General features: G+C 67.5%; 31 protein-coding genes and 1 pseudogene. 21 read left to right on the top strand and 11 right to left on the bottom strand.

What is annotated here, in order from left to right; genetic code table 11:
* Positions 1 to 4: 4 nt before the first annotated feature.
* Positions 5 to 406 (bottom strand): hypothetical protein, encoded by a 402-nt coding sequence (locus A9Z05_RS38405; RefSeq protein WP_371090831.1) that lies wholly within the window; start codon positions 404 to 406, stop codon positions 5 to 7.
* On the opposite strand from A9Z05_RS38405, the gene A9Z05_RS09810 reads away from it, so the two are divergent.
* Together A9Z05_RS09810 and A9Z05_RS09805 are read left to right on the top strand one after the other, a co-directional pair.
* Positions 388 to 1,515, top strand: a complete 1,128-nt coding sequence (locus A9Z05_RS09810) for a PotD/PotF family extracellular solute-binding protein (RefSeq protein WP_069617909.1) — start codon at positions 388 to 390, stop codon at positions 1,513 to 1,515. The genes A9Z05_RS38405 and A9Z05_RS09810 overlap by 19 nt on opposite strands.
* Positions 1,512 to 3,284: a GGDEF domain-containing protein gene (locus tag A9Z05_RS09805; RefSeq protein WP_069617908.1), complete on the top strand. Its 1,773-nt coding sequence runs from the start codon at positions 1,512 to 1,514 to the stop codon at positions 3,282 to 3,284. Before A9Z05_RS09810 ends, A9Z05_RS09805 begins: the two co-directional genes overlap by 4 nt.
* An 84-nt stretch (positions 3,285 to 3,368) precedes the next feature.
* On the opposite strand, the gene A9Z05_RS09800 is transcribed toward A9Z05_RS09805, so the two are convergent.
* Both A9Z05_RS09800 and A9Z05_RS09795 read right to left on the bottom strand, forming a co-directional pair.
* Complete coding sequence (locus A9Z05_RS09800) at positions 3,369 to 3,668, bottom strand: DUF4148 domain-containing protein (protein ID WP_069617907.1); 300 nt, start codon at positions 3,666 to 3,668, stop codon at positions 3,369 to 3,371.
* Between the two features lie 291 nt (positions 3,669 to 3,959).
* A complete protein-coding gene (locus A9Z05_RS09795) occupies positions 3,960 to 4,217 on the bottom strand; it encodes a hypothetical protein (RefSeq protein ID WP_069617906.1) in 258 nt (85 codons plus the stop codon).
* A 539-nt stretch (positions 4,218 to 4,756) separates the two neighbouring features.
* On the opposite strand from A9Z05_RS09795, the gene A9Z05_RS09790 reads away from it, so the two are divergent.
* Both A9Z05_RS09790 and A9Z05_RS09785 read left to right on the top strand, forming a co-directional pair.
* Positions 4,757 to 5,653 (top strand): LysR family transcriptional regulator, encoded by an 897-nt coding sequence (locus tag A9Z05_RS09790; protein WP_069617905.1) that lies wholly within the window; start codon positions 4,757 to 4,759, stop codon positions 5,651 to 5,653.
* Positions 5,654 to 5,771: 118 nt separating this feature from the next.
* Complete coding sequence (locus A9Z05_RS09785) at positions 5,772 to 6,404, top strand: LysE family translocator (RefSeq protein WP_069617904.1); 633 nt, start codon at positions 5,772 to 5,774, stop codon at positions 6,402 to 6,404.
* Between the two features lie 70 nt (positions 6,405 to 6,474).
* On the opposite strand, the gene yddG is transcribed toward A9Z05_RS09785, so the two are convergent.
* Together yddG and A9Z05_RS09775 are read right to left on the bottom strand one after the other, a co-directional pair.
* Positions 6,475 to 7,419: an aromatic amino acid DMT transporter YddG gene (gene yddG / locus A9Z05_RS09780; RefSeq protein ID WP_141723401.1), complete on the bottom strand. Its 945-nt coding sequence runs from the start codon at positions 7,417 to 7,419 to the stop codon at positions 6,475 to 6,477.
* 442 nt (positions 7,420 to 7,861) lie between these two features.
* Positions 7,862 to 9,547: a metallophosphoesterase family protein gene (locus tag A9Z05_RS09775; RefSeq protein ID WP_069617902.1), complete on the bottom strand. Its 1,686-nt coding sequence runs from the start codon at positions 9,545 to 9,547 to the stop codon at positions 7,862 to 7,864.
* A 320-nt stretch (positions 9,548 to 9,867) separates the two neighbouring features.
* Here A9Z05_RS09775 and A9Z05_RS09770 point away from each other — a divergent pair, with 320 nt between their 5' ends.
* The 7 genes from A9Z05_RS09770 to A9Z05_RS09740 all read left to right on the top strand — a co-directional run bounded on the left by A9Z05_RS09770 (position 9,868) and on the right by A9Z05_RS09740 (position 15,175).
* Positions 9,868 to 10,167 (top strand): YXWGXW repeat-containing protein, encoded by a 300-nt coding sequence (locus A9Z05_RS09770; protein ID WP_069617901.1) that lies wholly within the window; start codon positions 9,868 to 9,870, stop codon positions 10,165 to 10,167.
* 227 nt (positions 10,168 to 10,394) lie between these two features.
* Positions 10,395 to 11,189, top strand: a complete 795-nt coding sequence (locus tag A9Z05_RS09765; RefSeq protein ID WP_084044188.1) for an RNA polymerase sigma factor — start codon at positions 10,395 to 10,397, stop codon at positions 11,187 to 11,189.
* Positions 11,186 to 11,617, top strand: a complete 432-nt coding sequence (locus tag A9Z05_RS09760) for a hypothetical protein (protein WP_069617900.1) — start codon at positions 11,186 to 11,188, stop codon at positions 11,615 to 11,617. The genes A9Z05_RS09765 and A9Z05_RS09760 overlap by 4 nt, the downstream gene beginning before the upstream one ends.
* Positions 11,614 to 12,117 (top strand): periplasmic heavy metal sensor, encoded by a 504-nt coding sequence (locus A9Z05_RS09755; RefSeq protein WP_069617899.1) that lies wholly within the window; start codon positions 11,614 to 11,616, stop codon positions 12,115 to 12,117. Before A9Z05_RS09760 ends, A9Z05_RS09755 begins: the two co-directional genes overlap by 4 nt.
* Positions 12,118 to 12,344: 227 nt before the next feature.
* Complete coding sequence (locus A9Z05_RS09750; protein ID WP_069617898.1) at positions 12,345 to 13,739, top strand: DUF1800 family protein; 1,395 nt, start codon at positions 12,345 to 12,347, stop codon at positions 13,737 to 13,739.
* A 2-nt stretch (positions 13,740 to 13,741) separates the two neighbouring features.
* Entirely contained in the window at positions 13,742 to 14,899 is a 1,158-nt protein-coding gene (locus A9Z05_RS09745; RefSeq protein ID WP_069617897.1) for a DUF1501 domain-containing protein, read from the top strand.
* Between the two features lie 57 nt (positions 14,900 to 14,956).
* Complete coding sequence (locus A9Z05_RS09740) at positions 14,957 to 15,175, top strand: YXWGXW repeat-containing protein (protein WP_069617896.1); 219 nt, start codon at positions 14,957 to 14,959, stop codon at positions 15,173 to 15,175.
* Between the two features lie 126 nt (positions 15,176 to 15,301).
* Here the strand turns inward: A9Z05_RS09740 and A9Z05_RS09735 are convergent, their stop codons facing one another.
* Positions 15,302 to 16,498, bottom strand: coding sequence for a tyrosine-type recombinase/integrase (locus A9Z05_RS09735; protein WP_069617895.1), 1,197 nt, complete (start codon positions 16,496 to 16,498; stop codon positions 15,302 to 15,304).
* A gap of 296 nt (positions 16,499 to 16,794) precedes the next feature.
* Between A9Z05_RS09735 and A9Z05_RS09730 the strand changes: the two genes are divergently transcribed.
* Positions 16,795 to 17,175 (top strand): DUF4377 domain-containing protein, encoded by a 381-nt coding sequence (locus A9Z05_RS09730; protein ID WP_069617894.1) that lies wholly within the window; start codon positions 16,795 to 16,797, stop codon positions 17,173 to 17,175.
* Between the two features lie 9 nt (positions 17,176 to 17,184).
* Here A9Z05_RS09730 and A9Z05_RS09725 read toward each other — a convergent pair whose 3' ends face one another.
* Positions 17,185 to 18,573, bottom strand: coding sequence for a DHA2 family efflux MFS transporter permease subunit (locus A9Z05_RS09725; RefSeq protein WP_069617893.1), 1,389 nt, complete (start codon positions 18,571 to 18,573; stop codon positions 17,185 to 17,187).
* A gap of 91 nt (positions 18,574 to 18,664) precedes the next feature.
* Complete coding sequence (locus A9Z05_RS09720) at positions 18,665 to 19,942, bottom strand: acyltransferase (protein ID WP_256121937.1); 1,278 nt, start codon at positions 19,940 to 19,942, stop codon at positions 18,665 to 18,667.
* Positions 19,943 to 20,456: 514 nt separating this feature from the next.
* Here A9Z05_RS09720 and A9Z05_RS09715 point away from each other — a divergent pair.
* The 4 genes from A9Z05_RS09715 (at position 20,457) to infA (ending at position 22,573) form a co-directional block, all read left to right on the top strand.
* A complete protein-coding gene (locus tag A9Z05_RS09715; protein ID WP_069618041.1) occupies positions 20,457 to 20,693 on the top strand; it encodes a DNA-binding protein in 237 nt (78 codons plus the stop codon).
* A complete protein-coding gene (locus A9Z05_RS09710; protein ID WP_176730186.1) occupies positions 20,680 to 21,096 on the top strand; it encodes a type II toxin-antitoxin system VapC family toxin in 417 nt (138 codons plus the stop codon). Before A9Z05_RS09715 ends, A9Z05_RS09710 begins: the two co-directional genes overlap by 14 nt.
* 544 nt (positions 21,097 to 21,640) lie before the next feature.
* Entirely contained in the window at positions 21,641 to 21,844 is a 204-nt protein-coding gene (locus A9Z05_RS09705) for a cold-shock protein (protein ID WP_006483056.1), read from the top strand.
* Between the two features lie 465 nt (positions 21,845 to 22,309).
* Entirely contained in the window at positions 22,310 to 22,573 is a 264-nt protein-coding gene (gene infA / locus A9Z05_RS09695; protein ID WP_006483034.1) for a translation initiation factor IF-1, read from the top strand.
* A 364-nt stretch (positions 22,574 to 22,937) separates the two neighbouring features.
* On the opposite strand, the gene A9Z05_RS38400 is transcribed toward infA, so the two are convergent.
* Positions 22,938 to 23,120, bottom strand: coding sequence for a hypothetical protein (locus A9Z05_RS38400; RefSeq protein WP_069617890.1), 183 nt, complete (start codon positions 23,118 to 23,120; stop codon positions 22,938 to 22,940).
* Positions 23,121 to 23,127: 7 nt separating this feature from the next.
* Positions 23,128 to 23,335, bottom strand: a pseudogene (locus A9Z05_RS37700) (hypothetical protein); the annotation flags it as partial.
* A 139-nt stretch (positions 23,336 to 23,474) separates the two neighbouring features.
* On the opposite strand from A9Z05_RS37700, the gene A9Z05_RS09685 reads away from it, so the two are divergent.
* The 5 genes from A9Z05_RS09685 (at position 23,475) to A9Z05_RS09665 (ending at position 26,193) form a co-directional block, all read left to right on the top strand.
* Complete coding sequence (locus tag A9Z05_RS09685) at positions 23,475 to 23,672, top strand: hypothetical protein (protein WP_371090823.1); 198 nt, start codon at positions 23,475 to 23,477, stop codon at positions 23,670 to 23,672.
* A gap of 220 nt (positions 23,673 to 23,892) precedes the next feature.
* The gene (locus A9Z05_RS09680; protein ID WP_069617888.1) at positions 23,893 to 24,192 is read left to right on the top strand and encodes a hypothetical protein; all 300 of its coding nucleotides are present in this window, start codon (positions 23,893 to 23,895) and stop codon (positions 24,190 to 24,192) included.
* A gap of 167 nt (positions 24,193 to 24,359) precedes the next feature.
* Positions 24,360 to 25,004, top strand: a complete 645-nt coding sequence (locus A9Z05_RS09675) for a DUF1326 domain-containing protein (protein ID WP_069617887.1) — start codon at positions 24,360 to 24,362, stop codon at positions 25,002 to 25,004.
* Positions 25,001 to 25,792: a DUF2182 domain-containing protein gene (locus A9Z05_RS09670; protein ID WP_069617886.1), complete on the top strand. Its 792-nt coding sequence runs from the start codon at positions 25,001 to 25,003 to the stop codon at positions 25,790 to 25,792. Before A9Z05_RS09675 ends, A9Z05_RS09670 begins: the two co-directional genes overlap by 4 nt.
* Before the next feature lie 53 nt (positions 25,793 to 25,845).
* Entirely contained in the window at positions 25,846 to 26,193 is a 348-nt protein-coding gene (locus tag A9Z05_RS09665; protein WP_069618040.1) for a copper-binding protein, read from the top strand.
* 273 nt (positions 26,194 to 26,466) lie between these two features.
* Here the strand turns inward: A9Z05_RS09665 and A9Z05_RS38395 are convergent.
* Positions 26,467 to 26,661 (bottom strand): hypothetical protein (locus tag A9Z05_RS38395; protein ID WP_218077805.1); only part of this gene is annotated, 195 nt, incomplete at its 5' end.

Below are 26,661 nucleotides of genomic sequence, written 5' to 3'. Positions count from 1 at the left end.
TGCGTCAGGGCGCGTTCGGCTCGACAATCTGGCCGCTGGCGCCGCGCTGCTGCGGTCGCGACGGCTCGGCCTTGCCGACCACGAGCACGCACGGCACGCCGGCCACGGCGAGCGGTACCACGAACGAGCCGGTCGTGATCGACGGCATCACGCCGGTGAAGGTCGTGATGAAGATGCCCGCGAGATGGCCCGCGAAATTCCGGTTCCCGCCGAGCGATGCGCCGTGCGCGGGTATCGGCGTGCCCCCGACGCAGGCCCCTGTAATTGGGGTGCGTTTTGCCGCGACGCCCGCGAATATCCGCGATGTGCGGCTTGTTCCGATTGCGTGCCCCTGCGTTTTATGGTCTCGTTGCGGGATATCGCATCGACTCAAAAAAGGACAGTCGGATGCAGGCGGGCGATTCACGCGGGGTCCGATTGATCAGGGGAATCGGCGCATGTGCGCGCGCCCGCGGCGCCGTGCGCACGCTGTTCATCATATCGATGCTGGGCTGGCTCGCGCTCGCGCTGCCGGCCTTCGCCGTCTCTCCCGAAGCCGTCAACGACAACGTGCTGCGCGTGCTGGCGTGGCCCGGTTACGCGGACAGCGATATCGTCAGCGCATTCGAGACGCAGTTTCATGTGCGCGTCGAAGTGACGCTGGTCGATTCCGACGAGGCGCTGTGGACGCGGATGCACAGCGCGTCACCGCCGCCGTACGACGTGCTGGCCGCGAACACGGCCGAGATCCAGCGCTATGCGCATGAACACCTGCTCGCGGCGATCGACCTGTCGCATATCCCGAACCGGCGGCGGCAATTGCCGAATTTCCAGCAGCTCGCGACGATCGGCGGCCTTGTGCAGGGCGGCGCGTCCTACGCGATCCCGTTCACGTATTCGTCGATGGGGCTGATCTACGACCGCAAGCAGGTGCCGGCCGCGCCGCGCTCGATGCGCGAGCTGTGGAATCCGCGCTATCGCGGCAAGGTGCTCGACTTCAACAGCGCGCAGCACAATTTCTCGTTCACGGCGCTGGCGCTCGGCTATCCCGATCCGTTCCGCCTGTCGCCCGCGCAGACGCTTGCCGTGGCCCGCAAGCTGATCGACCTGCGCCGCAACCTGCTGACGTACTACACGCTGCCCGAGGAAGCGACCGCGCTGTTCGTCCAGCATCGCGCGGCGCTGATGTTCGGCAACTACGGCACGCAGCAGGTCGAGCAGTTGCGTCGCGCCGGCGCGGACGTCGGCTACGTGATCCCGGACGAAGGCGCGCTCGCGTGGCTCGATTGCTGGGCCGTCACGCGCGGCACGCGACGGCCCGAGCTTGCATTCGCGTGGATCAACTACATGCTCGAACCGGCGATCGGCACGTTGCTGACCGAGCGTCAGGGGCTCGCGAACACGCTCGAGCCGCGCGGCCTGGATACCGGGCACCAGCATCTCGTGTGGCTTCAGCCCGTGGAGGACATCGCGCGCCGCGAGTCGCTGTGGAGCCGCATCGTGTCGGGCGATCGGCCGGAGCGCTTCGCAAAATGATCCGGCTCGGGCTCACGTCGAAGCTGTCGGTGCTGTTCGCGTGCATCGGCGTGATCGCGTCCGGCACGACCGGCTACTACGCGTATCGCGCCAACCGCGCGATGCTGGTGCAGGAAGCGCAGCACAGTCTGCTGATGTCGACGCAACTGCTCGGGCAGCGCTTCACGACCGCGCTCGCCGACGTTGCGGACGACGCGCTCGTGCTCGCACAGTTGCCGTCGTCCGCGGCCGTCGCGGGTAGCGAAAATCCGGACAACGCGCGACGCATGCGGCTCGAGCAGGTGTATTACAGCTTCATGAGAAATCATGCGGAATACCTGCAGATCCGCCTGATCGCAAGCGGGCATTTCGGGATCGAACGCATTCACGTCGATCGCGATGCGCGCGGCATCGTCGTGCTGCCCGAAAGCGCGTTTCAGGAGAAAGGGCAGTTTTCCTACGTATTCGATACGCTCGCGACGGCGCCCGGCCATATCTACCTGTCGCCGATCGTGATCAATCACGAGACGGGATCGCATGCGGCGCAAGGGCTGCCGATCCTGCGCGTCGGGACGCCGGTGATCGACGCGTCGGGCCAGACGGTCGGCGCGCTCGTCGTCGACGTCGAACTCTCCCGGGTGTTCGACCGGATCGAACGCGATCTGCCGGACGACTATGCGGTCTATCTCGCGAACGAGTGGGGCGATTTTCTCGTGCATCCCGATCCGGAACAGACGTTCGGTTTCGATCGCGGCCGGCGCGTGCTGATGCAGGACCGTTTTGCCGTCACGCGCGCGCTGTTCGACAGCGGGCGCATGAACGTGACGTTCAATGGGCTCGCGCAGCCCGATCAGGCGCCGGGCCAGATGTTCGCGTTCGTGCGCACGCCGTTCGGGCACGACGAGGGCAGCCGCTTCGTCGTGCTCGGGATGGCCCGCCCGCTGGCCGACGTCCTCGCGCCGGACGGCATGCTGGGAGAGCGGATCGTCAGGATGGTGCTCGTGTCGAGCGTGCTGGCGGTGATTCTCGCGATCCTGTTCGCGCGTGCGATCACGCGGCCGTTGCAGGCGCTCGCGCGCGCGGCGACGCACGTGTTCGACGATTCGGCCGCCGAACGGCTGCCGGTCGCGCGAGCCGACGAGATCGGCGTGCTCGCGCGTTGTTTCGACAGCATGCGCGTCGAGATACGCACGCAGATGGCGATGCTGCGCGCGAAGCAGCAGGAGCTCACGCATCTCGCCGGTCACGACCCACTGACCGGCCTGCCGAACCGCCTGCTGTTCATGGAGCATCTCGATGCGGCGATCCGGCATGCGGCCGCGGCGCGCGAGGGGCTGGCGGTGATGTTCGTCGATCTCGACCGCTTCAAGCAGATCAACGACCAGCACGGACACTCGGCCGGCGATCGCACGCTCGTCGCGGTCGCGAAGCGGTTGAGCCGGGTGCTGCGCGGCGACGACATGGCTGCACGGCTCGGCGGCGACGAATTCATCGTGCTGATTTCGGACGTGCGGTCGCCGGCGGTGATCGGCGATGTCGCAACGCGCATCCAGATCGTGATGGCCGAGGAGCTGGAGTTCGACGAAGGGCGCATGGCCGTCGGCGCGAGCATCGGCGTCAGCGAGTTTCCTGCGGACGGCGCATCGGCCGAAGAGTTGCTCGTCAAGGCCGACGCGGCGATGTATGCGGCGAAGGCGTCCGCGCAGAGCGTGTGCGTGCGCTATCAGGACCTCGTCCGCGGCGGCGCACCCGACGGGACCGGCCGCGCCGCGTCGGGCGGCGGCGGCTGACGGCCGGGCAAAACGCGACGAGCCCGTCGCGGGACGGGCTCGTCGCCGGTGCGGGCTGCACGCGCGAGGCGCGCGGCGGCACGCTTAGTGGCCGAAGTAGACCGAGTCGCGCGGGCTGTGTGTCCGGCCGGCCGGTACGCCGCCCTCGACGGTCGCGGCCGGTTGCGAACCGAAGCCGCTGTTGTCGATGCCGTGCACGCGGGCTTGCGCGGCCTGGATGTCGGCCGGATAGTGCGGGCTCGCCTGGCTGGGCTTGTAGCCGGCGTTTTCGAGCTGGACCAGTTCGTTGCGCACCTGGGCGCGGGTCACGGTGCTTTGTGCGAATGCGCCGAACGACGCGGACAGGGCGACGGCGGCAACGACTGCGGAAACGAGCGATTTCATGATGACCTCCGATGTTTATTGGCTTTCCGCGTTCGACACCACGTCGTCAGCGGTTGATTACATCGTAGGCGCCGGCTCACCTAGGGTAAACGTGACTTTGAGGGAAAGATCGTTGCGTTACGGGTAATAATGCAGCGCAAACGCGATCCGTCCCCATGCTGTATTGCGAGGATGGCGGGCAATCGCGGGAGAGTATGGAGCAGGATATCGCGTACGGCGTTGGGGCACGCGTCGCCGGCCAACCACGGCGAATAGCTTGCAGCGGAACCGCAGGGCTACAGCGCGGCTGGATCAGACCCCGTCGTCGTCGATTTCCTTGCGCTCGCGGCGTTCCTCGTTACCGCGGCGCGCGCGCAGGCGCTGGCGCGACAGGACGGCGATCACTTGCTGGGTCGGTGCGCCGGACGGCAACTCGTTGCGAATGCGATCGGGCACCATCGGCAGGCCCGCACGCTGCCGGCGCAGCGCCTTGGCAATTGCGCGGCGGCATTCGTCGCCGTGGCAATCCCATTCATCGCGGACTCTCTGGCAATAACGGCATTGTTCCATCCGAATAGTCTAACGCGTCTTCGGGAATGGAGCAGGGCGTGGCGTCGGACGATTACGCGCTGGGCGGCAGAGGCGGCCGACGGCCCGCGGGACAGGCGATGGCGGACTCGATCGGGCTGCGAACCGAGCGAACCGGAACCGTTCGCCGACACTACGGTTTCCCGTCCTTCTCCATACGGAGTCCTTGCGCGCGGACGGGGCCGGTGCACGTCATCGGAGCGACCAGATACCCCAGATCGCGATCAACAGGCCGACGCCCAATCCGCAGCCCAGCAACACATAGGTTTCCATTTCGTGCCTCTGAAGACATGGCGACGCTGACGTCGACATCGGCGTACGCGCGGCAAAGCCGGTCGCGTATCGTCCGCGCTGTCGGTCGGCGCGATACGCCGGGTCTGCGAATACTACGCGTCGCAGCTTTCAGAACCCATGCGCGATCCTGCTCGCGCCCGATGCATGACCGTCGAACCGGTTCAATATAATTCAACAGAACTGGCCGCCTCATGCGCGGCGTACATATCTCCGAACGAGGAAATCCGATGACGCTTGCCCAGTTGCAGGCCCTGGCCGCCGTGGTCGAACTCGGCTCGCTGACCGCCGCGGCAGACCGGCTCAGCCGCAGTCAATCCGCGATCAGCCACGCGCTGACGGAACTGGAGGACATCACGCAGGTCAAGTTGCTCTGGCGCGACCGGCAGCCGGTCGTCCTGACCGCGGCAGGCGAACGCCTGTGGCCGTATGTCCGGAGCGTGGTGCGGGAAGCGCAGATGCTGCGCCAGCAGTTCAGCCTGTCGCGCGGCAAGCTCGAAGGGAAGCTGGTGGTCGCATCGCTGCCGAGCGTGTCGCTGGCGTTCGTCGTTCCCGCGCTCGAGGCGTTGAAGGACATGCACCCGGGCGTATCGGCGGTGCTGCTCGAAGGCACGGACAGCGAAGTCGAAGGGTGGATCGACGACGGGACGGCCGACGTCGGCGTGGTGGCCGGCACGAAGACATTCGCGCACAACCTGCCGCTGCTCGACGAGGATTTCGTCGCGGTCGCGGCGGACGACCTGTTCGCGGGCCGCAAGAGCGTCACCGCCAGGCAACTGGCCGTTGCGCCGTTCATTTTCTCGAAGGCGGGGTGCGGGCCGGTGATCGCGGATTACTTCGCGCGCGGCGGCGTGCCGCTTCGAGCCGCGTTCAACGTCGTCGAGATGCGCACGATCCTGTCGATGGCGGAGGCCGGCATGGGCGTATCGATCGTGCCGCGCATCACGCTGACATACACGCCGTTCGGCGGTCGCGTGCTGGCGCTGTCGCCACGGCTGCATCGCTCCGTGCGGCTGGCGTGGAATATCGCAGGAAATGCGGTTGCCGATGAATTCGTGCGGCTTGTCGATGCGCAACGCGCGAAGGCGGAAAAGACGATCCGGACGCGCGCGAAAAAGGGCAAATAGCGACCGGTAGCCATGATGAATGGTCTTCATTAGCCACTTGCAAGTTATTCATGCCGACGATGGTTGAGATGCAATACATTGTTCCGACCTCGTTGTCATTGCCCTGAAGGAGTGTGCCATGCCGGCCTTGCCCACCCTGTTTGCGTTCGGACTCGTGTCGCTCGGCATGGTGCTGACGCCCGGACCGAACATGATCTATCTGGTGTCGCGCTCGATCTGCCAGGGCCGCCGCGCCGGGCTGGTCTCGCTCGGCGGTGTCGCGCTGGGGTTCGTCTTCTACATGGTGTGTGCGGCAGTGGGCATCACCGCGCTGCTGATGACCGTGCCGTATGCGTACGATGCGCTGCGCCTCGCCGGCGCGCTGTATCTGGCCTACCTGGCATGGCAGGCGCTGAAGCCGGGCGGGCGCTCCGCATTCCAGGTCCGGCAGTTGCCGCACGACAGCCGCGCGAGGCTGTTCGCGATGGGTTTCGTCACGAACCTCGCGAACCCGAAGATCGCGGTGATGTATCTGTCGTTGCTGCCGCAGTTCATCGTGCCGGGGCACGGCAGTGTGCTCGCGCAATCGCTGGCGCTCGGCTGCGTGCAGATCGCGGTGAGCGTCGGCGTCAATGCGCTGATCGCGTGCGCGGCCGGTTCGATCGCGGGTTTTCTCGCGGGACGGCCGCGCTGGGCGGCGGTTCAGCGCGGGTTGATGGGCACGGTGCTGGCCGGCCTGGCTGTGCGGATCGCGCTGGAATCGCGCAGCTAGCGCACGTCGGTCGACGGTTCGGGGAATCGCCGGCAGCGATCCGGCTTTGTGTCGACGGCACCTGCCGTCGTCACCCGTGGCAATTGCCCTTGGCTTCCTTGGCGACCGGCACGGGCCCGGTCTCGTCACGACGCCGTCCGCGCGTCGCGAGCCAGCACAGGATCGAGCCGCCGCACACCATCGACGCGCCTTGCCAGAATTCGGCCGACAGCGGCGCGTGCAGCAGCGCGGCGGCGAGGGCGGCGGCGAGCACCGGCGTGAAGTACGATGCGCCGACGATGACCGTCACGTTGCCGTGCATGATGCCGGTGTTCCAGGCCGCATAGCCGAAGCCGAGTGCCGACGCCGCCAGCACGAGATACACGACCGCGCGCAAACTGAACGTCATGCCGCCGCCGCCTTCGATCGCGAACTTGATCCAGAGCACCGCGGCGACCAGCATGAAGAACGGCGTCACGCCGTTCTTGCCGTCGGCGATGCGCGCGGTCACAGTGCAATAGCCGGCCCAGATCAGCGCGCCGAAGAGCGCCAGCCCGTAGCTCAGCGGATTGTCCGCGACGTTGCGCAGCATGCCCGCCGGATCGAGCCCCTGGTCGCCGCCGAGCACCCGGCAGATGCCGAGCATCGACAGCAGGACGCCGGGCACGACCAGCAAGTTCGCGCGCTGCTTGTTGAACACGATGGCGGCGACGAGCGTGAGGCTCGGCCACAGATAGTTGACCATCGCGACTTCGATCGCTTGGCGGGCGTTGCTCGCATAGCCGATCGACAACGACAGGCACACCTCGTAGGACACGAACAGCAACCCGCCCCACAGCAGATAGTTTTTCGGGAACCGGCTCAGGTCGGGGAAGCCGATCGAAAACAGCAGAAGCACGGACGCCACCGTATAGATCATCGCCGCGCCGCCGGTCGCGCCGAGGCTTTCGCTGACCCCGCGAACGAGTGCGACCACCGACGCCCATAACAGCACCGCGCCGAGCCCGGCGAGCGTTGCGTTGTTCTTGCGTTTGATGCTTGCTGCCTGTTTCAACATGTTGATTCGATTTCGGATGATTCGGGTCGGCTCGCGCGTGCCGTCATCGTGAGCAGCGATACAAAGAGAAGATTTCGCCGGAAGCGCGCATTTTACGGGGGCGCAGCCGTCGCGGCGATTCAGCCGGACCGGCGTGTCCGATCGATTCGGTCGCGCGAGCCGATACGCCACGGTGCACCGATTCCCGACAGCGCGTGTCCGATCGAATCGAGCATCGCTTTCCGCGTCGGCAGAGCGTGGTGTGCGGCAGCGTATTCGCGATGGCGTCGAATGCGTCGGCCGTGGGGGGCGTGTGAATGCGGTATTCGAAACGCATCTGCATGGCCGGAGTGCGATGCGGGCACTCCAACCCGCGCCGCGCGTTCCGTCCGTCGACGGCCACGCATCGGGCGCTCGTCGCAGCGGGCGCCCGATGCGTCGATCACCGCTCGCGCCGCTTCTTGCTCAGCTCGATCGTCTCGAACAGCGCGTATTGCGCGGTCGGATGCTGGTCGGCGCCCGGCGCATGGTAGTAGCGCATCGTGATCGTCGTGTGGCCGCCCGGCTTGCCCGGATCGTGATCGAACACCGCGATTCCGTAGCCGGTGCCCGTATCGCGGCGCGCGGACCAGATCGCATCCTCGAGCGCATCGGCCGGCTGGCGCACGAACGTGTTCGGCGCGCCGCCCGGCACCGGCCGGTTCGGTTTCGTGAACACCTTCGCCTGCGCAAAGCCGGTCGACGGATTTTCGCCGTACACGTCGAGCGGCGCGCTGGTGCCGCCGCCGCCGAGGATCAGGTGGATCGTGCCGTGGCTCGTGTCGAACGTCGTGCGGTCGGGGTCGTTCGAGCCGACCGGGCGCGGCTGCAGCGTCTCGACCACTTCGCCGGTCTTCGCATCGACGCCCGCGCGGTGATTGCAGCCGCGCACCGGGTAGCTGCGCTCGTAGTCGTGATCGTGGCCGCACAGCACGAGATCGACGCCGTAACGGTCGAACAGCGGCAGCCACGCTTCGCGAATGCCCTTGTCGGACCCGTTGCCCGTCTTCGACGAACTGAGCGCGTCCTGGTGCATCTGCACGACGATCCAGTCGATGTCGTCGTCGTGCGCGGCATGGCGCAGCGTGCGTTCGAGCCAGCGCGTCTGCTCGCCGTTGCTGTAGCCGCGCACATAGAACGACGTGCCGGGCTCGATCGGCGGGCGGCCGGTGCTCGCGGCCGGCACGAGCGGAGCGGGGCCACCGACGAAAGCGGCGGCATCCTGATACACGACGTCGTCGGCGTCGAGCGACACGAACAGCACGGAGCTCACGCGGAAGCTGTACCAGCGGCCCGGAAAGTGCGTGCCGTTCTCCGGCAGCGTATAGCGTGCAAGGTACGAGTCGAGCCCTTGCGGGCCGTTGTTGAATTCGATCTCGTGATTGCCGGGGCACGGCATCCACGGGCGATTCGCGGCCGACGTCTGGTTGTTGTTGCCGAAATCGCGCCACACCTCGGGCTGGTGCGCGGGGTTCAGGTTCGCGTAGCAGAGGTCGCCGTTCAGCAGGTGAAACAGCGGCTGGAACTGCTCGACGGCCTGCACCGCGAAGCGGCTCTGCGGCGACGACAGCACCCACGCGCCGTTCGGCGTCGCGAGATCGCCGTAGCTCGTGAAACGGAACGGCGCCCGGCCGCGCGGCGCGGTCGAGAAAGTCGCGGAGAACGGCTGTGCGGCGCGGCTGTCGTTGTCGGCCGTGATCTCGTAGCGATAGCGCGTATCGGGCTTCAGCCCGTGCACGCGCGCGTGATACGCGAACACGGTCTCGCCGTTCAGGCCGTCGGTGTACAGGCGCTGGACGCCGTGTACGGTGCGCGGCGGCTCGCCGTCGGCGACGATGCGCGCGCGCGGATTGATGGCCGGGGCGAGCGACGCCCACGAGATCACGACTTCGGACGTCGGGTCGTTGCCCCACGTCAGGTGAACCTGTTCGGGCGTGCCGTCCGGGTTCGACGCAGCGGCGCGGGCGGCCGCGAGCCCGCCGGCGGCGGTCGCGAGGCCGGAGACGCCCGCGAGTTTCAGGAAGCCGCGACGCGACACGGAAGCGGCCGGCTCGTTCGGCTGATCGGGGAGAGTGTCCTGGTTCGACATGGTCGGTGTGTTCGTTGATGGGACGCGAGAGGAGAGCCGCACGGCCGTGCGCGAGCACGGCCGGGACATGGGCCGGAAACGAGCGGGATCCCGGTCGCATGCATTGTCGAAGGGCAGTTTTGCCGCGTTGTGACAGTACCGCAACCGTGCGTGCGCGCTGGCCGATACATAGGGTCGCGCGCCGCGCGCCTCCAGTCCGCATCGGCGCCGGGCAGCCTCCGCGAAAATTATTCGCCGATGTCGCGACGGATTTCTCCCGCCTGCTCCGTTTAACGCATGAACGACCGCTTCCGGTCGATGCCGTTATTTCGGAGTTTTTCATGAAACTTTCTGTTCCATTGCGATGGGCCGCCGGCTGCATGGCGGCGCTCGCGACCTCCGCCGTATTCGCGCAAGCCGTCATCGTCGCGCCTTTTGCGCCGCCGCCGCCGCGCGTCGAAGTGATGCCGGCGCCCCGAGCGGGCTACGTCTGGGATCAGGGGCACTGGCACTGGCGGCAGGGCCGTTACGTATGGATTCCGGGCCACTGGCAGGTGGTGCGGGTCGGTTACCACTGGGTGCCCGGGCATTGGGCGGCGCGCGGCCCGGCCTGGCGCTGGGTGCCGGGCCACTGGGCGTGACGTGCACGCCGCCGCGCGTCGAAGGGATGACCGCGCAGCGGATTCTTCATGCAACATCATGAGCCGAAGCGATGCCTGTCCGAACCATCGTCATACTGGCGGCCGCGGCCATCGTGCTGGCCGGCTGCGTCGTCGTGCCGGCCCGTCCGGTGTATTACCGGCCCGCGCCGATCGTCGTATATTGAGCGCGCCGGCCGATGGTCGCGCGGCCGGCAGACAGGATCGACATGCGGCGCGAACCGGATGTCGATGAAACCGGCACGGCCGATACCGTGTGCGATGCCGGGCGCGACGCGCGCGGCGTTGACGAACCGGCGGAGCCGTCGGCGCGGCGCCGTCCGGCGATGGTCCGACGCATGCAAGGAGAGCACGACGATGAGCTTCAGCCGGGCGGCGGGTCCCTCTGCCGTGACAGGGCGGCGCCCGCGCGCCGCGCGACGGAGCAGGCGGCGTTGAACGATCGCGGCGACCGCGATCCGGACGCGGAACTCGTCGCGCGCGTCGGTGCGCGCGATGCATCGGCGGTGCGTGTGCTCGTCGCGCGCAAGCTGCCGCGGCTGCTCGCTTTGGCGACGCGCATGCTCGGCGACCGGAACGAAGCCGAGGACGTCGCGCAGGAGACGTTCTTGCGAATCTGGAACCAGGCGCCGCGCTGGCGTGAAGGCGAAGCCCGCTTCGACACGTGGCTGCATCGCGTGGTGCTGAACCTGTGCTACGACCGGTTGCGCGGCCGGCGCGAGGAGCCCGTCGATACGCTGCCCGACGTGCCCGACACGCAGCCGGAGCCGGCCGTGCACGCGGAGCTGCGTTCGCGCGACGCGCGCGTGCGGCAGGCGCTGGCCGCGTTGCCGTCGAGGCAGCGGGAAGCGCTGGTGCTCCAGTACTATCAGGAAATGTCGAATGTGGAAGCGGCCAACCTGATGGGCATCACCGTCGATGCGCTGGAAAGCCTGCTCGCCCGTGCGCGGCGCAACCTGCGCGCGCAACTGGCCGGCGACCCACCTAGCGAGGACAAGCGATGACACCCGAACGATTTCGTACCATCGTCGCCGCGTACGGCTCGGACGCGCGGCGCTGGCCGCAGGCCGAACGCGCGGCGGCCGAAGCGTGGGCGCACGCGCATCCACGCGACGCACTGGAAGCGCTCGACGAGGCCGCCGAGCTCGATGCGTGGCTGATGCAGGACACGGTGGCGCCGCCCGCGCCGGCGCTGGTCGAGCGTATCGTCGCGACCGCGCCGGCGGCGGCGCCGGCGCCGCAACGCGCGCGACGTCGCGGCCGGGTGTGGTGGTCGGGCGCGGCGTTCGCGGGCGTCGGGCTGGCCGGCGCGCTCGCCGGTGCGGTGGCCGTGTCGATGCTGATGCTCGGCAGCGCGCCGATCGCGCAACACGAATCGGGCTACCTGACGACGACGTTCGGCGGCCCGAGCATCGACGGAGCCGACGAATGACCGAACGCGGCTGGAAATTCACGCTTGTCGGCTCGGTCGTGCTGAACGTGTTCATGCTCGGCGCGATCGGCGGCGGCGCATACCAATGGTTCTCGACCCATCGCGACCTGCATGCGGCCGGCGCGCCCCCATCGCGCACCGCGTTGCGTTTCGCGGCGGACGAGTTGCCCGACGGGCGGCAGCGCGAGTTCGCCGCCGCGCTGAAGGCGGCGCGCAAGAGCGGCCGCGATTTCGCGCGGGAAGGGCGCGACGGCCGGATCACCGTGCTCGACCTGCTCGCCGCGCCGCAACTCGATCGCGCGGCGATCGATGCGGCGCTCGACCGCACACGCGCGGCCGACACCGCGATGCGGGCGCAGATCGAGCGCAGCGTCGTCGATTTCGCGGCGACGCTGACGCCCGACGAGCGCGTGAAGTTCGTCGACGGGTTGCAGCACAGCGGGAACTGGCGTTTGCCGCCGAGGCTGCAGAAGAAGCCGGACGCATCGGCGAGCGAGTAAGCCGGATAAACCGCGCGCGGGCGACACGCAATCTGCGTGTTGCCCGCGCGTCATGCGCGTGCCGGTTCCGATGAATCGCGCGGTCGTTATCCATTGACGATGCGTGCCGCCGCGCTGCGGGACTTCCGCCCGGCGTTTCCCCCATCACAAAAAATATTTCCCTTCCCGCGACGGATTTTCCTGTGTGCTTGCGTTGAACGTGAGTACGCACCGCAAGAGAGCCCGTCATGGACCACCCGAACGACGCCACGCCGGCCGCGATCGCGCTGAACCGCTTCGGTCTCGGCGCGCGGCCCGACGAAGCACCGCCCGCCGACCCGAAGGCCGGCTTGCTCGCCCAGTTCGACCGCTACGATGCCCGGCCCGCCGCATGGGCGAGCGAGCCGGACGCGATCACGCTCGCCACGCGCTTCGCGAACACCCGCACCGCGATGACGAGCGACGACCCGGCCGCGAAGCGCGCAACCGCGCAATCGATCCGCCGCGACGGCTACGACGCGTATCGCAGCGCCGTCGCCGCGCGCATGAACAGCGCGCTGACGACGTCCGCGCCGTTCGTCGAGCGTCTCGTGCATTTCTGGGCGAACCATTTCGCGGTATCGGTCGACAAGGGGCAGGTGGCCGCGTACGCGGGCGCGTTCGAGCGCGACGCGATCCGCCCGCACGTGCTCGGCCGTTTCGAGGACATGCTCGTCGCCGTCGAGCAGCATCCCGCGATGCAGGTGTTCCTCGATCAGGCGCGCTCGGTCGGCCCCGACAGCCCGGCCGCGCTGCGTGCGCAGGCACGCAATCCGTCGGCAAAGCGCGGGCTCAACGAGAATCTTGCCCGCGAAATCATGGAACTGCATACGCTCGGCGTGCGCACCGGTTATACGCAAACCGACGTGACGGAATTCGCGCGTGCACTGACCGGCTGGAGCGTGGCCGGTGGCCGCGGGCCGCAACCGGGCGATGCGGCGCCCGGCGCATTCGTGTTTCGCCCGAATCTGCACGAACCGGGCACGCGCACGGTGATGGGCCGCGCCTACGATCAACCGGGCGAAGCGCAGGCGCGCGCGGTCCTGCACGACCTCGCGCGATCGGAGGCGACGGGCCGGCACATCGCGTTCCAGCTCGCCCGTCATTTCGTCGCCGATACGCCGCCGCCCGCGCTGACCGACCGGCTCGCGCGCGCATTCGATGCGAGCGGCGGTGACCTGCCGACCGTCTATCGCGCACTGGTCGACGCGCCCGACGCGTGGTCGCCGGTCAACCGCAAGTTCAAGACTCCGTGGGAGTGGGCCGTGTCGTCGCTGCGCGGGCTCGGCTGGCGCGATACCGCTGATCTCAAGGCCGCGCCGCTGCTCGCGCAACTCGGCCAGCCGGTGTGGCGGCCGGGCTCGCCGGCCGGCTACGACGACGTCGCTGCGAGCTGGGCGGCGCCCGACGCGCTCGTACGCCGCGTCGAGATCGCGCAGCGCCTGGCCGCGCGTACGGGCGACCGGCTCGATCCGCGCACGCTCGGCAACACGCTGCTCGCCGGTTCGATGAGCGCGCCGACCGCGACCGCGCTCGCGCGTGCCGAAAGCGCGACGACGTCGCTCGCGCTGCTGCTCGTGTCGCCCGATTTCCAACGGAGATGACCATGGCACTGTCCCGCCGACAATTCCTCCGCGTGGCCGCCGCCGGCGCGGGCGCGATCCTCGTCGCGCCGCGGATCGCGTTCGCGAACGTCGAGACCGACCGGCGATTCGTGTTCGTGATCCAGCGCGGTGCGGCCGACGGCCTGAACATCGTCGTCCCGTATGCGGAGCCCGCGTATGCGTCGCTGCGCGGCCCGCTCGCGATCGACACGGCGGCCGCGACGCGACTCGACGGCACGTTCGCGCTGCATCCGTCGCTCGTGCGGACTGCGCAGCTGTACCGCGACGGTCAGGCACTGTTCGTCCATGCGATTGCGTCGCCGTATCGAGACCGCTCGCATTTCGACGGCCAGAACGTGCTCGAAACGGGCGGCCGGGCGCCGTACCAGGTAAAGGACGGCTGGCTGAACCGGCTGGCCGCGCTGCTGCCGGCGACGCGCGACAACGCAATCGCATTCGCGCCGACCGTGCCGCTCGCGCTGCGCGGCACGGTGCAGGCCGCGTCGTATGCGCCGTCCGGTTTGCCGGCCGCGCCGGACGATCTGCTCACGCGCGTGTCGGCGCTCTACGAAGCCGACGCGCAGCTCGGCCCGTTGTGGCAATCCGCGATGGAAGCACGCGGCCTTGCCGGCGACGCGCATGCACGGCAGGACCCGGCCGGCGTCGGCAAGCTCGCCGCGACGTTTCTCGCACGCGACGACGGCCCGCGGATCGCGATGATCGAGACGGGCGGCTGGGACACCCATAGCGCGCAGAACGCGCGGCTCGCCAATCAGTTGAAGGCGCTCGACACGATGCTCGCCGCGCTGCGCGACGGCCTTGGACCCGCGTGGCAGCAGACCACGGTGCTGGTCGCGACCGAGTTCGGCCGCACGGCCGCGGTGAACGGCACGGGCGGCACCGACCACGGGCAGGCGTCGGTCGCGATGCTCGCGGGCGGCGCGGTTGCCGGTGGTCGCGTGATCGCCGACTGGCCGGGACTGCGGCCGGGCGACCTGTACGAAGGGCGCGACCTGAAGCCGACCGCGTCGCTCGACGCGCTGATCGCGGGCGCGGCCGCCGACAGCCTGCGGCTCGATCCGCGCCGCACCGCGTCCGCGTTATTTGCGGAAAGCGGCCCGACACCGCCGATGAGCGGCCTGATTCGCGGGGGCGCGTGACGCGGGGCATGCCGTGTACGGCCCGATCAACCCATTACACAACAGGGAGAATCGACAATGAAGATCCAATCCGTTTCGCTGGCCGTGCTGGTGAGTGCGAGTGCTTTACTGATGTCGGCCTGCGTGGTCGAGCCCGTGCGGCCGCCGCAGCCCGCGCCGGTCGTCGAGGTGGCGCCGCCGCCGCCCGCGCCCGGCTATCGCTGGGCGAAGGGGCACTACCGGTGGGCCGGCAATCACTGGGCGTGGGTGCCGGGGCACTGGGTGGCCGTGTACTGACACCGCAAGCGTGTCGACATGCGGTGCGGCGAGATCAACGTGCCGGCGGCAAGCGAGCGTGCGAAGTGCCGCAGCAACGACGGCCTCGGCTGGCTCGACCTCGTACGCTGAGCGGCGCAACGCAGCCTAGTCCCACCCGATCCGGTGCTTCTCCTCCGTCTCGCGATGGCGCCAGTCGTCGTCCGCGTGAAGATACTGGCTCGTCGTCGTGAGCGACACATGGCCGAGGTTGTCGCGCACGAGCCGCAGGTCGACGCGGCCATCGGCCATGTGCGAGCCTGCGCTGTGGCGCAACCAGTGCGCGGATGCCTGTTCGAGCACGCGCGACGCCTGCTCGCCGGCTTCGCCATTCGCGCGCAGCCGGTCGGCTGCGTGCCGGAACACCTGCTTCACGATCCGGTGCAGCGCCGCGCGCGTGAGGGGCTTGCGCGCCTGGCCGATCGGCAGCACGAGCGGCGTCGGCTCGCCGTCGCGCGGCAGCGCGGGCAGGCCGTGCGCACGCCGGTAGCGCGACAGTTCGGCCATCATCTCGTCGGTGGCCGGCACGAGCCGCTGCCGGCCGCCTTTGCCCGTCACGTCGAGCCACCAGCGCTCGTGCCCGTTCGCGTCGCGCCGGCAGAAGAATTGCCCCATCGTCGTATCGGCCGCTTCCGTAATGCGCAGCCCGCCGAGATACAGCAGCGTGAAGAGCCACCGCGCGCGGTCCGCATGGAAGCATGCGCGGGCATCGTCGCGCGGCATCGCGGCGATTGCATCCTTCACCGATTGCCACAGCGGCTGTCCGAGATGGCGCGTGACGCGCGGCGCGGGCCGGCGCTGCCGCTGTCGCGACAACGCGAGCGGGTTGCCGGCCAGATAGCCGGCCTGCACGAGCCACGAGAACATCACGTTCAGGATCACCAGCGCCTGCCGCTGGCTGGCTGCCGACAGCGGACCGTAGAACGGCCGCCAGCGCGGATCGTCGCGCGGATGCTTGCGGCCGCCGTTCGCGCACCATAGCTCGGCCGGCGCGGGTGCGAGCAGGAACTGCCGGTAGACGACGAGATCCTCGTGCGTGAGCGACGACAGCGGCTTGCCGCATGCGATCACGGCCCACAGCAGCAGGCGCTCGGCTTCCTTGCGGTAGTTCTGGAACGTGGTCGGCGTATCGACGAAGCGCGCGAGCCACGCGCGCACGGCGTCGAGGTCGTTGGTCGCGGCGATCTGCGGGTGCGCGCTGCCCGAGCGATTGGTGCCTGAGCGTCCGTCGAGCGTGGCCGGTACGGTCAGCGTATCGATCGGCAGCGGGCGGAGTGCAGTGTCGGGCGAAGCGGATGAGGTCATGCGAAGGAAACGCACTGCGCGAATCGCGCGGGCGTGGCCGGGCGGACGCAGGCAGCGCACGAAAGCGTAGCGGGAAGCGCCGATGGTACACGATCACCATATGGTGAAGCCGCCGTCGACGGCGATCGTCGCGCCGGTGACGAAGCGCGAGGCGGAACCGGAACACGGTAACGTATCGGCTCGCACGCGACATCCGATAAACGACGGCAGTCGAGCACGTTCAGTCAGGTGTTTGTGAACCTTCTCACCGGGCGGTTCGTCTAATTGCCCCTCCAACGCTCGCAGAGGCATACCAGATGATTCACACGATCCGAACGCTGCTCGGCGCAGCCGTCATTGCCGGCAGCACGCTCGTCGCCGGATGCCAGACCGACGCCGCTGCCACCGCGTCGAGCGCGGCGCGCCCGGCCGACGGCAAGCCCGTGACGAAGACAGTCTATGTCGCGCCGCAGTCCGCGCGCTGCACGGGCGTCGCGCCGATGGAGTGCCTGCAGGTGCGCAGCAGCCCGAGCGAGCCGTGGAGCCTGTGGTATGCGGGAATCGAAGGGTTCGCGTACCAGCCCGGCTACGTGTACACGCTCGAAGTCGACGAATACCGCGTCGCGCGTCCGCCGGCCGACGGTTCGTCGATCCGCTGGGTGCTCAAGCGCGTCGTCGAGCGCCGCCAGGTGAACTGACGGCCGCGATCACGCGGAAGGCCGCGCCGCCGCACCGGCCGGCGGCGCGGCCGCATCGATCCGCCGGAACACGACCGACGACAGCAGCGTCACCGCGCCCATGCACGCGAACGACAGCATGAACCCGTGCGCCATCGAGCCCCGATCGGCGGCGAACAGATTGACGAGCCCGCCGCCGATCGACACGCCCAGCCCCATCGCCAGCATCTGCATCATCGTGAACAGGCTGTTGCCGCTGCCGGCATCGGCATGGGACAGCCCCTTGAGCGTCACACCGTTCATCGCGGCGAACTGCATCGAATTCGCCGCGCCGAACACGATCAGAAGCACGCCTTCCAGCACCGGCGCGGGCCGCGCCGACACCAGCGCGAACCCCGCGATCGCGCAGCCGACGATCCCGGTATTCACGACCAGAAACGCCGCATAGCCGAAGCGCTTCACGAGCGGCGCGATCCAGCGTTTCGCGACGACGCCCGCGATCGCGGCCGGCAGCATCATCAGCCCCGATTGCAGCGGCGTATAGCCGAGCTGCACCTGCATCAGCAGCGGCAGCATGAACGGCACCGAACTCGTGCCGATCCGGCACAGCAGGTTGCCGAGCAGCCCCGAGCCGAAGTTCGGCTCGCGGAACAGCCCGAGCCGGAACAGCGGCTGCGTGCGGCGTCGCGCGTGAGGCAGGTACGCGAGCGCGCTCGCCAGCCCGAGCCCGGCGAGCCCGGTCGCCCACGCGGCGCGATGCGCGGACATCGGCGGGTCGATCGCGAGCGACAGCGCGATCATCGCGGCGGACAGCAGCGCACAGCCCACGAAGTCGAACGGCGGCGGCTGCGTCGCCTGGTCGTGCGGCAGGTAGTGTTGCACCGCGATGAAGCCGATCACGCCGACCGGCACGTTGACGATGAACACCCAGTGCCACGAAATCGCCTGCGTGAGCCAGCCGCCGAGCGTCGGCCCGACGATCGGGCCCAGCTGGCCGGCGATCGACACGAACGCGATCGCCGCGACGTACTGCTCGCCCGGCACGCGGCGCAGCACGGCGAGCCGCCCGATCGGCAGCAGCATCGAGCCGCCGATGCCCTGCACGGCGCGCGCGACGACGAGCTGGCCGAGCGTGTGCGACGCGGCGCAGCCGATCGACGCGAGCACGAACACGAGGATCGCGACCGAGAATACGCGGCGCGTGCCGAACCGGTCGGCGAGCCAGCCGGAGGCTGGCGTGAGCATCGCCATCGTCAGCGTGTAGACGACCACGACGGGCTGCATCGCGAGCGGCGACGCATGCAGGCTTTGTGCGATCGACGGCAGTGCGGTGTTGACGATCGTCGTATCGAGCGACTGCATGAAGAATGCGGCGGCGACGATCCAGAGCAGCGCGGAATGTGTGGGTTCCCGGGACATGGCGAAATCGGTGGTACGAAAGACAGGCGCCGGCGTACGATGGCGCGGCGCCCGCCGGGCCTCAAGCGCTCGATGGTACCGATTCCGCCGGTCATCGGGAAGCGGTCTCGCCGACTGCATCGAGGGCATGTTCGTCGTCGGCGGGACGCTGCTCGACGCGGGACACGCGCGTCGGCTCGGCCGCGCGGCGTGCCGGGCGGGCGTCGTGGCGCTTGGCGATGAACGGATGCTCGACGTAGCGGTAAGTCAGCAGCGAACACAAGACGGCGACCAGCGCGCATGCGAGCGCGAGCGCCCAGATGCCGGAATCGCCGGCCGAATTGATCGGGAAAACGAATTTGTTGAACGCGTGAATGATCAGGTACACGATCACCATGTGGATCATGTAGATGCTGAAACTGGCGGTGCCGAGCAGCGCGAGCGGCCGGGTATCGAGCAGGCCGTAGAACGTGTTCCCGCTGGCGATGCAGAGAAACACCGGAAGCAGCGGCAGCGCGCCTTCGATCGAATAGCGTTCGGCCGGGGACGGCGACATCGCGAGGATCAGCAGCGCGACGGTCGCCGCCGGTTTCGTCGCGAGCCGCGCGCGGATCGCGGGGTGCCGCGACACCTCGTAGGCCACCGCGCCGAGTGCGAACAGCAGCGCCATGCCGCCGGGCGGCCCGAACAGCGCCGCGCAGGCCGTGACGATCGCGAGCGCGAACAGCTTGCGCCACGCGCGCGTGGCGACGAACCATGCGAGAAACGGAACGGCGACGTAGAACCGCCATTCGTAGGCGAGAGTCCACCAGACGCCGCTCAGATACGGCGTCCGCTCCGCTCCGTTGATCGGGAACGCGCCGAACCAGCCGAGCGACACGGTCTTGAGCAGGTCGGCCAGCAGCTGCGTCGGTGCGCCGACGGCGTTGCGGGGAAACCAGTAAAGCGTGCAGATGACGATGACGGCTGCGTAAAACAGATAGAGCGGCGCGAGGCGTCGCACGCGTCCGACGAAGAAGGTCCGTACGTCGAGCGCGCCTCGGCATGCGCGTTCCCAGAACAACAGCCCGGTGACCATGAAGAACATCGCGACGGGAATCGTCCCGAGATTGCGCAGGAAATCGGTGCCGGCACCCCAGACGCCGGTCGACAGCAACGCCTGGTTGCACGCGAAGTGATGGAAGACCACGGAGATGGCCAGCAGGCCGCGGAAACCGTCGAGATTGCGATAGCGCATCGACAGCGACTTGTCGACGGCCGACCGGTAGAACGGCACGTGCCGGGCGACGAGCCACGCGATGATCGCCACGGCCGCAACGCATGCCGGGAAGTAGAGCTTGTCGGGTGTCGGGGAGAACAGGGTTTCCAGCGAGGGCGCAACAAAGTCCACTGAAGAGCGTCTCGTGTCTTGGATCGGGATTTCAGGCACGGATGGTCGGACGGTCCGCGTCGATGCAAGGTCTTCTGCGCGCTTCGCACGGCTTTCGATCGCCGGTCTTGTGATCCGATGGTATCAAACGATTGCGACGGTCGCGGGCGATGCGGCGGCCCGTTGTGCAACACGATGTTTCAGGGGCGAACCGATGCAGCGCCCGTATTCGTCATGCTTGTCGCCTGCTGTGCCCGCCTCGCAAATCCCGTTCCTCGCCCGGCCGGACATTCATCGTGATCGATGGCATTCGACTGGCCATTCGGTCGGCTTCCGCACCGTCCCGCTGGGGCTTACCTTAAGCGACAGCAGTTCGATGCGTCGGGCCAGCAGCGGAAGAGGGGCGGATTCCTGCCGTTCTCTGCCGCTGGTCTACGCCGACCCCCGGGGTCCGTCCGGTCATGAAGGTGATAGCAATGCTTGCAATTTACCCTCATGACGCTATCATTGATAGCAAAACTGGATGGAGGTACTCATGGCAAATCTTCTGGTGCGTAACGTGGATGACACTATCGTTCAAAGCCTGCGCGAGCAGGCCGCGGCCAATGGCAGGAGCGCCGAGGCCGAACATCGAGCCATTCTGGCCGAAGCGCTGGGCCGGCCGAAGCGGCGCACCTTCGCGCAAGTGCTGATGAGCATGCCGGAGGTGGGCGAAGACGCGGATTTCCAACGTGTTCAGGATTCAGGCGAGGTCAGGCGTGTTTTTGATTGATACGAACGTCATCAGCGAAATCAGGAAGGGCAAGCGAACCAACCGCGGCGTGCGGGCGTTCTTCACGCAGGCCGAAGCCGAAGCGAGCCCGCTTTATCTGTCCGTCGTGACGGTGGCCGAGTTGCGGCGCGGTGTCGACCTGATCCGTCATCGCGGCGATCACAGCCAGGCGTCGGCGCTCGAGGCCTGGATGGCGATGATCCTGTCCGGCTATGCGTCGAACATCCTGTCGGTCGATATCGAGACCAGCCAGATGTGGGGGCATTTGCGCGTGCCCGATCCGACGCACGAACTCGACAAGCTGATCGCGGCCACCGCGCTGATCAACGATCTGACGGTCGTCACGCGCAACGTCGACGATTTTGCTCGCACCGGCGTTCGGTTGCTGAATCCGTTCGATTAGCGTGCGGGGGGGGGGGGCGGCGGCTGCCGTCCCGCGAAGTCGGACGGGCGGCACACAGGCTCGCGCGACGCTTGACCGGGCGCGGGTCGCCTCGACACGACCGCCACGATTGGCGGCCGGTACCGAATCCTGCTCCGGCGCGCGGCACATCGCCGGTCGATGCCGCGTGCAACGCATTCGGGAAGCCGTTCGTGCCGGTCACCATGCCGCTGTAGACCGACATACCGGGCTTCGTGGAGATGATACGAATGGAAACCGCGTAAAAACGGGCGGTCGGCAAAGAATGGGGGATGCATCCAAACCGACTGTGTCGACTCAAAACCTCCGCCATGGAACGTGTCCAAAGCGCTCGTGCTTGTGCGCTGCATCAAAATAACTTGACGAAACGGTCGCTACCGCGTAGTGTCCGAGACCGAAGTCATCAAGAAGTTCGATTGCTCATCATTGGCCGTACACCGTGCGGCAGTCGTTGGTCTCTCCCTCTTTGATTCTTTCTGTGCCCGTCGCGGGCGCATGTTCAATTATTTGTATTAAGGAAGTATTTGTGGATACCGGTACCGTCAAGTGGTTCAACGAAACCAAGGGCTTTGGTTTCATTTCCCCGGACAACGGCGGCGACGATCTGTTCGCCCATTTCTCGGAAATTCGCGGCACGGGCTTCAAGACCCTGGCCGAAGGCCAGAAGGTCAGCTTCGAAGTGAAGCGCGGCCCGAAGGGTCTGCAAGCGTCGAACATCACGCCGCAGTAAGCCGCATCGGCAGCGGTCGCCAGGCGGCGGCCGATGCCGGATGGAGTATCGCGCGGGGCGCCGCATGACGGCGGCCTGTGCGTTCCGATGCGCACGACCGATGCATCGCGACATTCGCGATGCATCGGTCGTGACGCCTCCCTCATCGCATGCGCGAACCGCATGCGACGCAACGCCCTCGCGACGCGCACGCCGTTTCGCGAGCGCATCACCGCTTCAACGCATCAACCCGAGCAGACCGCCGCCATGCCGTAGCTGGCGCGGTCCCGACTTGCGCGGCGCCGCTGGCGCCGCAGCCACCGACCGCCCGAACGTCGCAACGCGCCGGGCTCCGATCGCAAGACAGGCCCGAGGCCCGTCTGAACGAACCGATCCCGGCTGCCTGCCGGCCGCCGTTCCGTTTGTGGGAGCGGTGCCGGGCAGTTGCCGCGGCCGCGGTCAATCACCTTGTCTGGAGGAATTGGTTTGGCAAAAGAAGAACTGCTGGAACTGGACGGAATCGTCGACGAAGTGCTGCCGGACAGCAAATACCGTGTCACGCTGGAAAACGGCGTCGTGGTCGGCGCGTACGCGTCGGGCCGCATGCGCAAGAACCACATCCGCATTCTCGCGGGCGATCGCGTGACGCTGGAACTGTCGGTGTACGACCTCACCAAGGGCCGCATCAACTTCCGGCACAAGGACGCGAATTCCCCGCGTCCGCCGCGAAGCGGGCAGCCGCGCCGCTAAGCGGCCACGACCGGTGCGCAGCAACGCGCACCGATCGACACCTGTCCGGCCCCATGGCCGGACGAACCGGATGAACGGCGCACTGTGCCGTTCGTTCGGTCGCCGGCGGCGCCGCCGCGTCGCGGCTTCTTCTTCTACTTCTTCCGCCTTTACCGGCGCCGCGCGTGTTCGACGCTCAGGCAGCCGCGTCCCGCAAGAAAATCCTCGATGCCCTCACGCACGCGTGCGCCCGGGCCGGCACCTTCCGCACCAGCTTGAGTAGCGCGTCCGCGATCATGTCCGGCGGGCCGCCGGCGAGCCGCCGACGGGCCTCGTTCGACGGGAATGTCGCGTGCCGGAATCCCGCACTTCGCTTCCGCGCGTGTCACCAAACGCAGAAACGACGAGCAGGCGCCCGCATGGGGTCGAGCGCCAGCGCATCGCGGTCGAGACGGATCGGCTTATCCTTGATCGGTCCGACGAGATCCGCGGCGGCGTACGGGATCGCGAGCACGTCGACGTCGGTGCTGAACCTTGTCCGGTTGCATGGCGCGACGAACACGTCCATTGACATTGTTATCCGCGTACTTTGGCAGGGAGTCGTCGAGCCCATCGACTTCCACGAATACCGATGCGCGATTGCCGTCGAGCATGCCGGCGTTCTTCAGCGATTTTCTCGACGTTCTTGAGCGTGACCGGGTCGATCGAGCGCGACGACACCGTTGCGACAATTTCGCCGTGCGGCGCGACCGGCTGCATGCACGATGCCGCGTACACCGTCGGTCGATACCGGATCGATTGCGTCGTGCATTGCCATTGGCTTAAGATCGTCGGGAGACCATCCCACGACCATCCCACGCCTTCAGCGTCAATGAAAAAGAGCATAAGCCTGCGGGTCGCCGTCATCGCGTCGGCGGTTGCCGTGTACAGCATCTACATGCACATCCAGCAGTTGATCAGCGGCTGCATGTGGGTCAGGGGCCATCAGCGCTGCAGCTTCGAAAACAGCACGAATTTCCAAGGCTGGATGGATCTGGACCTGATGATCACCTGTTGCTGGGTCGCCGCGGCGGTGGTCGGGTGGATTTCCGTTGCGCAGGGCACGAAGAAACCGGGTTAGCAACGTAATGCAGCAGCTGGCCGATTGAACGGGCACGAAATACCGCTCGACCGGATCGAATCCGTCAATCCGTGACAACGCGCATTCGCTGACGGGTGGAGGCGGCGCGCTCGATGCATGCGAGTCCGAAACGAACGCCTGATTTCGCTGCGGGCGGACGAGATCATGCCGATCTCCGGCGACAGGCGTTGCATCGCGCGCTGCGCGAGGGGAGGTTCCCGTGCAATTTCCCACAGGATCGGTGGTCGCGCTCAGCTCGGCCGCGGCGACGATGTTCTCGATCGGCATGCTGTCTCTCGGCTACTGGGGATTGCACGAAGCATTGCCCTGGCGGTTCGGCGACTACGTCGTGATCGTGCCGGCGCTGGCCGGTTTCGCGTGCCTCGCCAGCGTGCCGTTTCTCGCGACGTCGCCGATGAAAACGCCCGACGACGAATCGCGAATGTTCGTCGCGCGACGCGTGTTTCTGTGCGGCGCGGGCGCGGTGTGGTGGGCGATCGTCGTGTCGCTGTTCGTATGAGAGCGGGGTGAGTGGACGGTTGCCGGAGCAACTGCGCGAGCCCATCCTGAAAGGTCTTACGTGAGGCCGGAACCCACGGTTTTCACGCTGTCATTACCGCTTTGCTTTCCCCGATCGCGTGCACTAGATTCGAAGCGTTCGTCCGTTTCAGAGCGCGAGGTGGAGCCATGACGCCGTGGGAGATTCAGGGTACCGAAATGATCAGTTGCAATTGCTCATACGGTTGCCCTTGCCAGTTCAATGCATTGCCGACCAACGGCAACTGCGAAGCGATGGGGGCGATTTCGATCGACCGCGGCCACTACGGCGACGTGGTGCTCGACGGTGTCAGGATCGCGGTGGTGTTTCAGTGGCCGGGCGCGGTTCACGAAGGGAAGGGCAAGTGCCAGCCGATCGTCGACGAGCGCGCGAGTCCGGCGCAGCGCGACGCCGTGCTGAAAATCATGACCGGTCAGGATACCGATCCATTTGCGACGATGTTCTCGGTGTATGCGTCGACGCTCGAGCACGCGTTCGATCCGATCTTCACGACGATCGATTTCGACGTCGATGTCGACGCGCGGCGCGGCCGGATTCACGTGGACGGTGTGTTCGACGCCGCCGGCGACCCCATCCGCAATCCGGTGACGGGAGACGAGCACCGTGTGCGGATCGACCTGCCGCACGGTTTCGAATACGAGCTGGCCGAGATCGGTTCGGGAACGGGGCGCTCGCAGGGCAACATCGTGCTGAATCTCGACGGAACCTACGCGCAATTCGCACGGCTGCATCTGAACAACCACGGGCTGATCCGGCATCGCGCCGCGGCATGACTCCGTTCGACGTCTGGCTCGCGCGCGAGCGCGCCGTCACGCTGCTCGGCATGGCCGCGCTCGTCGGCCTGTGCTGGTTCTATCTGTGGACCGGCGCGGGAACCGGCATGTCGGCACGGGAGATGACGACCGTCGCGCTGTTTCCGCATCGGCTGGCCGACGGCATGGGCAGCATGGATCCGTCTCTGCCGACCGTGATCGCGATGTGGTGGGTGATGATGATCGCGATGATGACGCCCGGCGCCGCGCCGCTCGTGATGCTGTACCGGCGCGTGCTGCGGCAGCACGGCAACGGGGCGGCGGGATCGGCGTTCACGTCGGTGGCGCTGCTGGCCGGCTATCTGACGACGTGGCTCGCGTTCTCGATCGGCGCGGCGTTGCTTCAGGCGCTGCTGCAGCCGGCCGGGCTGATCTCCGCGATGATGCTGTGGTCGAAGAGCGCGCTTCTTTCCGCCATCGTGCTGGCGCTGGCCGGGCTCTATCAATTCTCGCCGCTGAAACGCGCGTGTTTGCGGCAATGCCGTGCGCCGGCGGCGTTCCTGGTCGCGCACTGGCGTCCGGGCGTTGCCGGCAGTTTTCTGCTGGGTGCGCGACACGGCGTGGTTTGCGTGGGCTGCTGCTGGTTGCTGATGGCGCTGCTGTTCGTTGGCGGCGTGATGAATGTCGTGTGGATCGTCGCGTTGTCGCTGTTCGTGTTCGTGGAAAAGGTCCTGCCCGGTGGCGATCGTATCGGCCGCGCGCTCGGCGTCGTGCTGATTGTGTGGGCCGGTGTGACGTTGATCGTGTGATGCGCGGCACCGGCTGGCGGCGGAAACACGCCGGGCGCGACGGGAGACGCTCGATGAAGATCCGCTTTCGCGCTGTCGCCATGTCGTGTGCGATGGCGGTCGTTGCAATGCCGGCGCTCGCGGCCGGCGACATGTCGGGCATGAGTTCAAGCGATGCGAGCATGTCGACGCAGGATGCGAAGCTGACCGAGGCCGAAGTCAAGGAAATCGACGCCGGGCGCGGGCGCGTGACGCTGAAGCACGGCGCACTCGACAACATCGGGATGCCGCCGATGACGATGGCATTCAAGGCCGCCGACGCGGCGATGATCCAGTCGCTGCATGTGGGCGACAAGGTCCGGGTTCGGGTGGAGAACGTCAACGGCACACTGACGATCGTGAAGCTGGTGAAGCGGCCGTGACGAGGATGCGGCGTGTGCACGGGTGGCCGCCGTCGTTTTTTTCGCTTCTTGTGCTACGTAACGCAGGGTCGGCGTTACGTCAGCATTATCGGAATGCCTGCACGGGCCGAGCCGGGCGGCGCGATCCGCATCTGATGCGCGCAGCCCCGCAGCGCGGCCTGGACCGCCATCGCAAGGCGATTGTGAAACTGTGAAGGAGCCCGATGGAAATGGCACGGTAGATGCTTGGTGGAGTGATCGCGCTCAATAGCGAACGGGGGCTACCATGCAAGATCACTTCATCGAGGCGAACGTTGTGCTCGCCGCCATTGCGGCTGCGTGTGCGCTCGCGGCGTGCGGCGGCGGGGACGTCACGGCGCCGACGCCGGCAGGTAACACCATCGGGACGAGTACTAGCGGCGCCAGCGGCACCAGCGGAACAAGCGGCGCCAGCGGAACAAGCGGCGCCAGCGGAACAAGCGGAACAAG

Origin of the sequence: Burkholderia sp. A2 (genome assembly GCF_001729305.1) — a bacterium.
Classification (GTDB): Bacteria; Pseudomonadota; Gammaproteobacteria; order Burkholderiales; family Burkholderiaceae; genus Burkholderia; species Burkholderia sola.
Note: the sequence above shows the minus strand (reverse complement) of the source record. Positions and strands in the feature narration are given on the sequence as shown.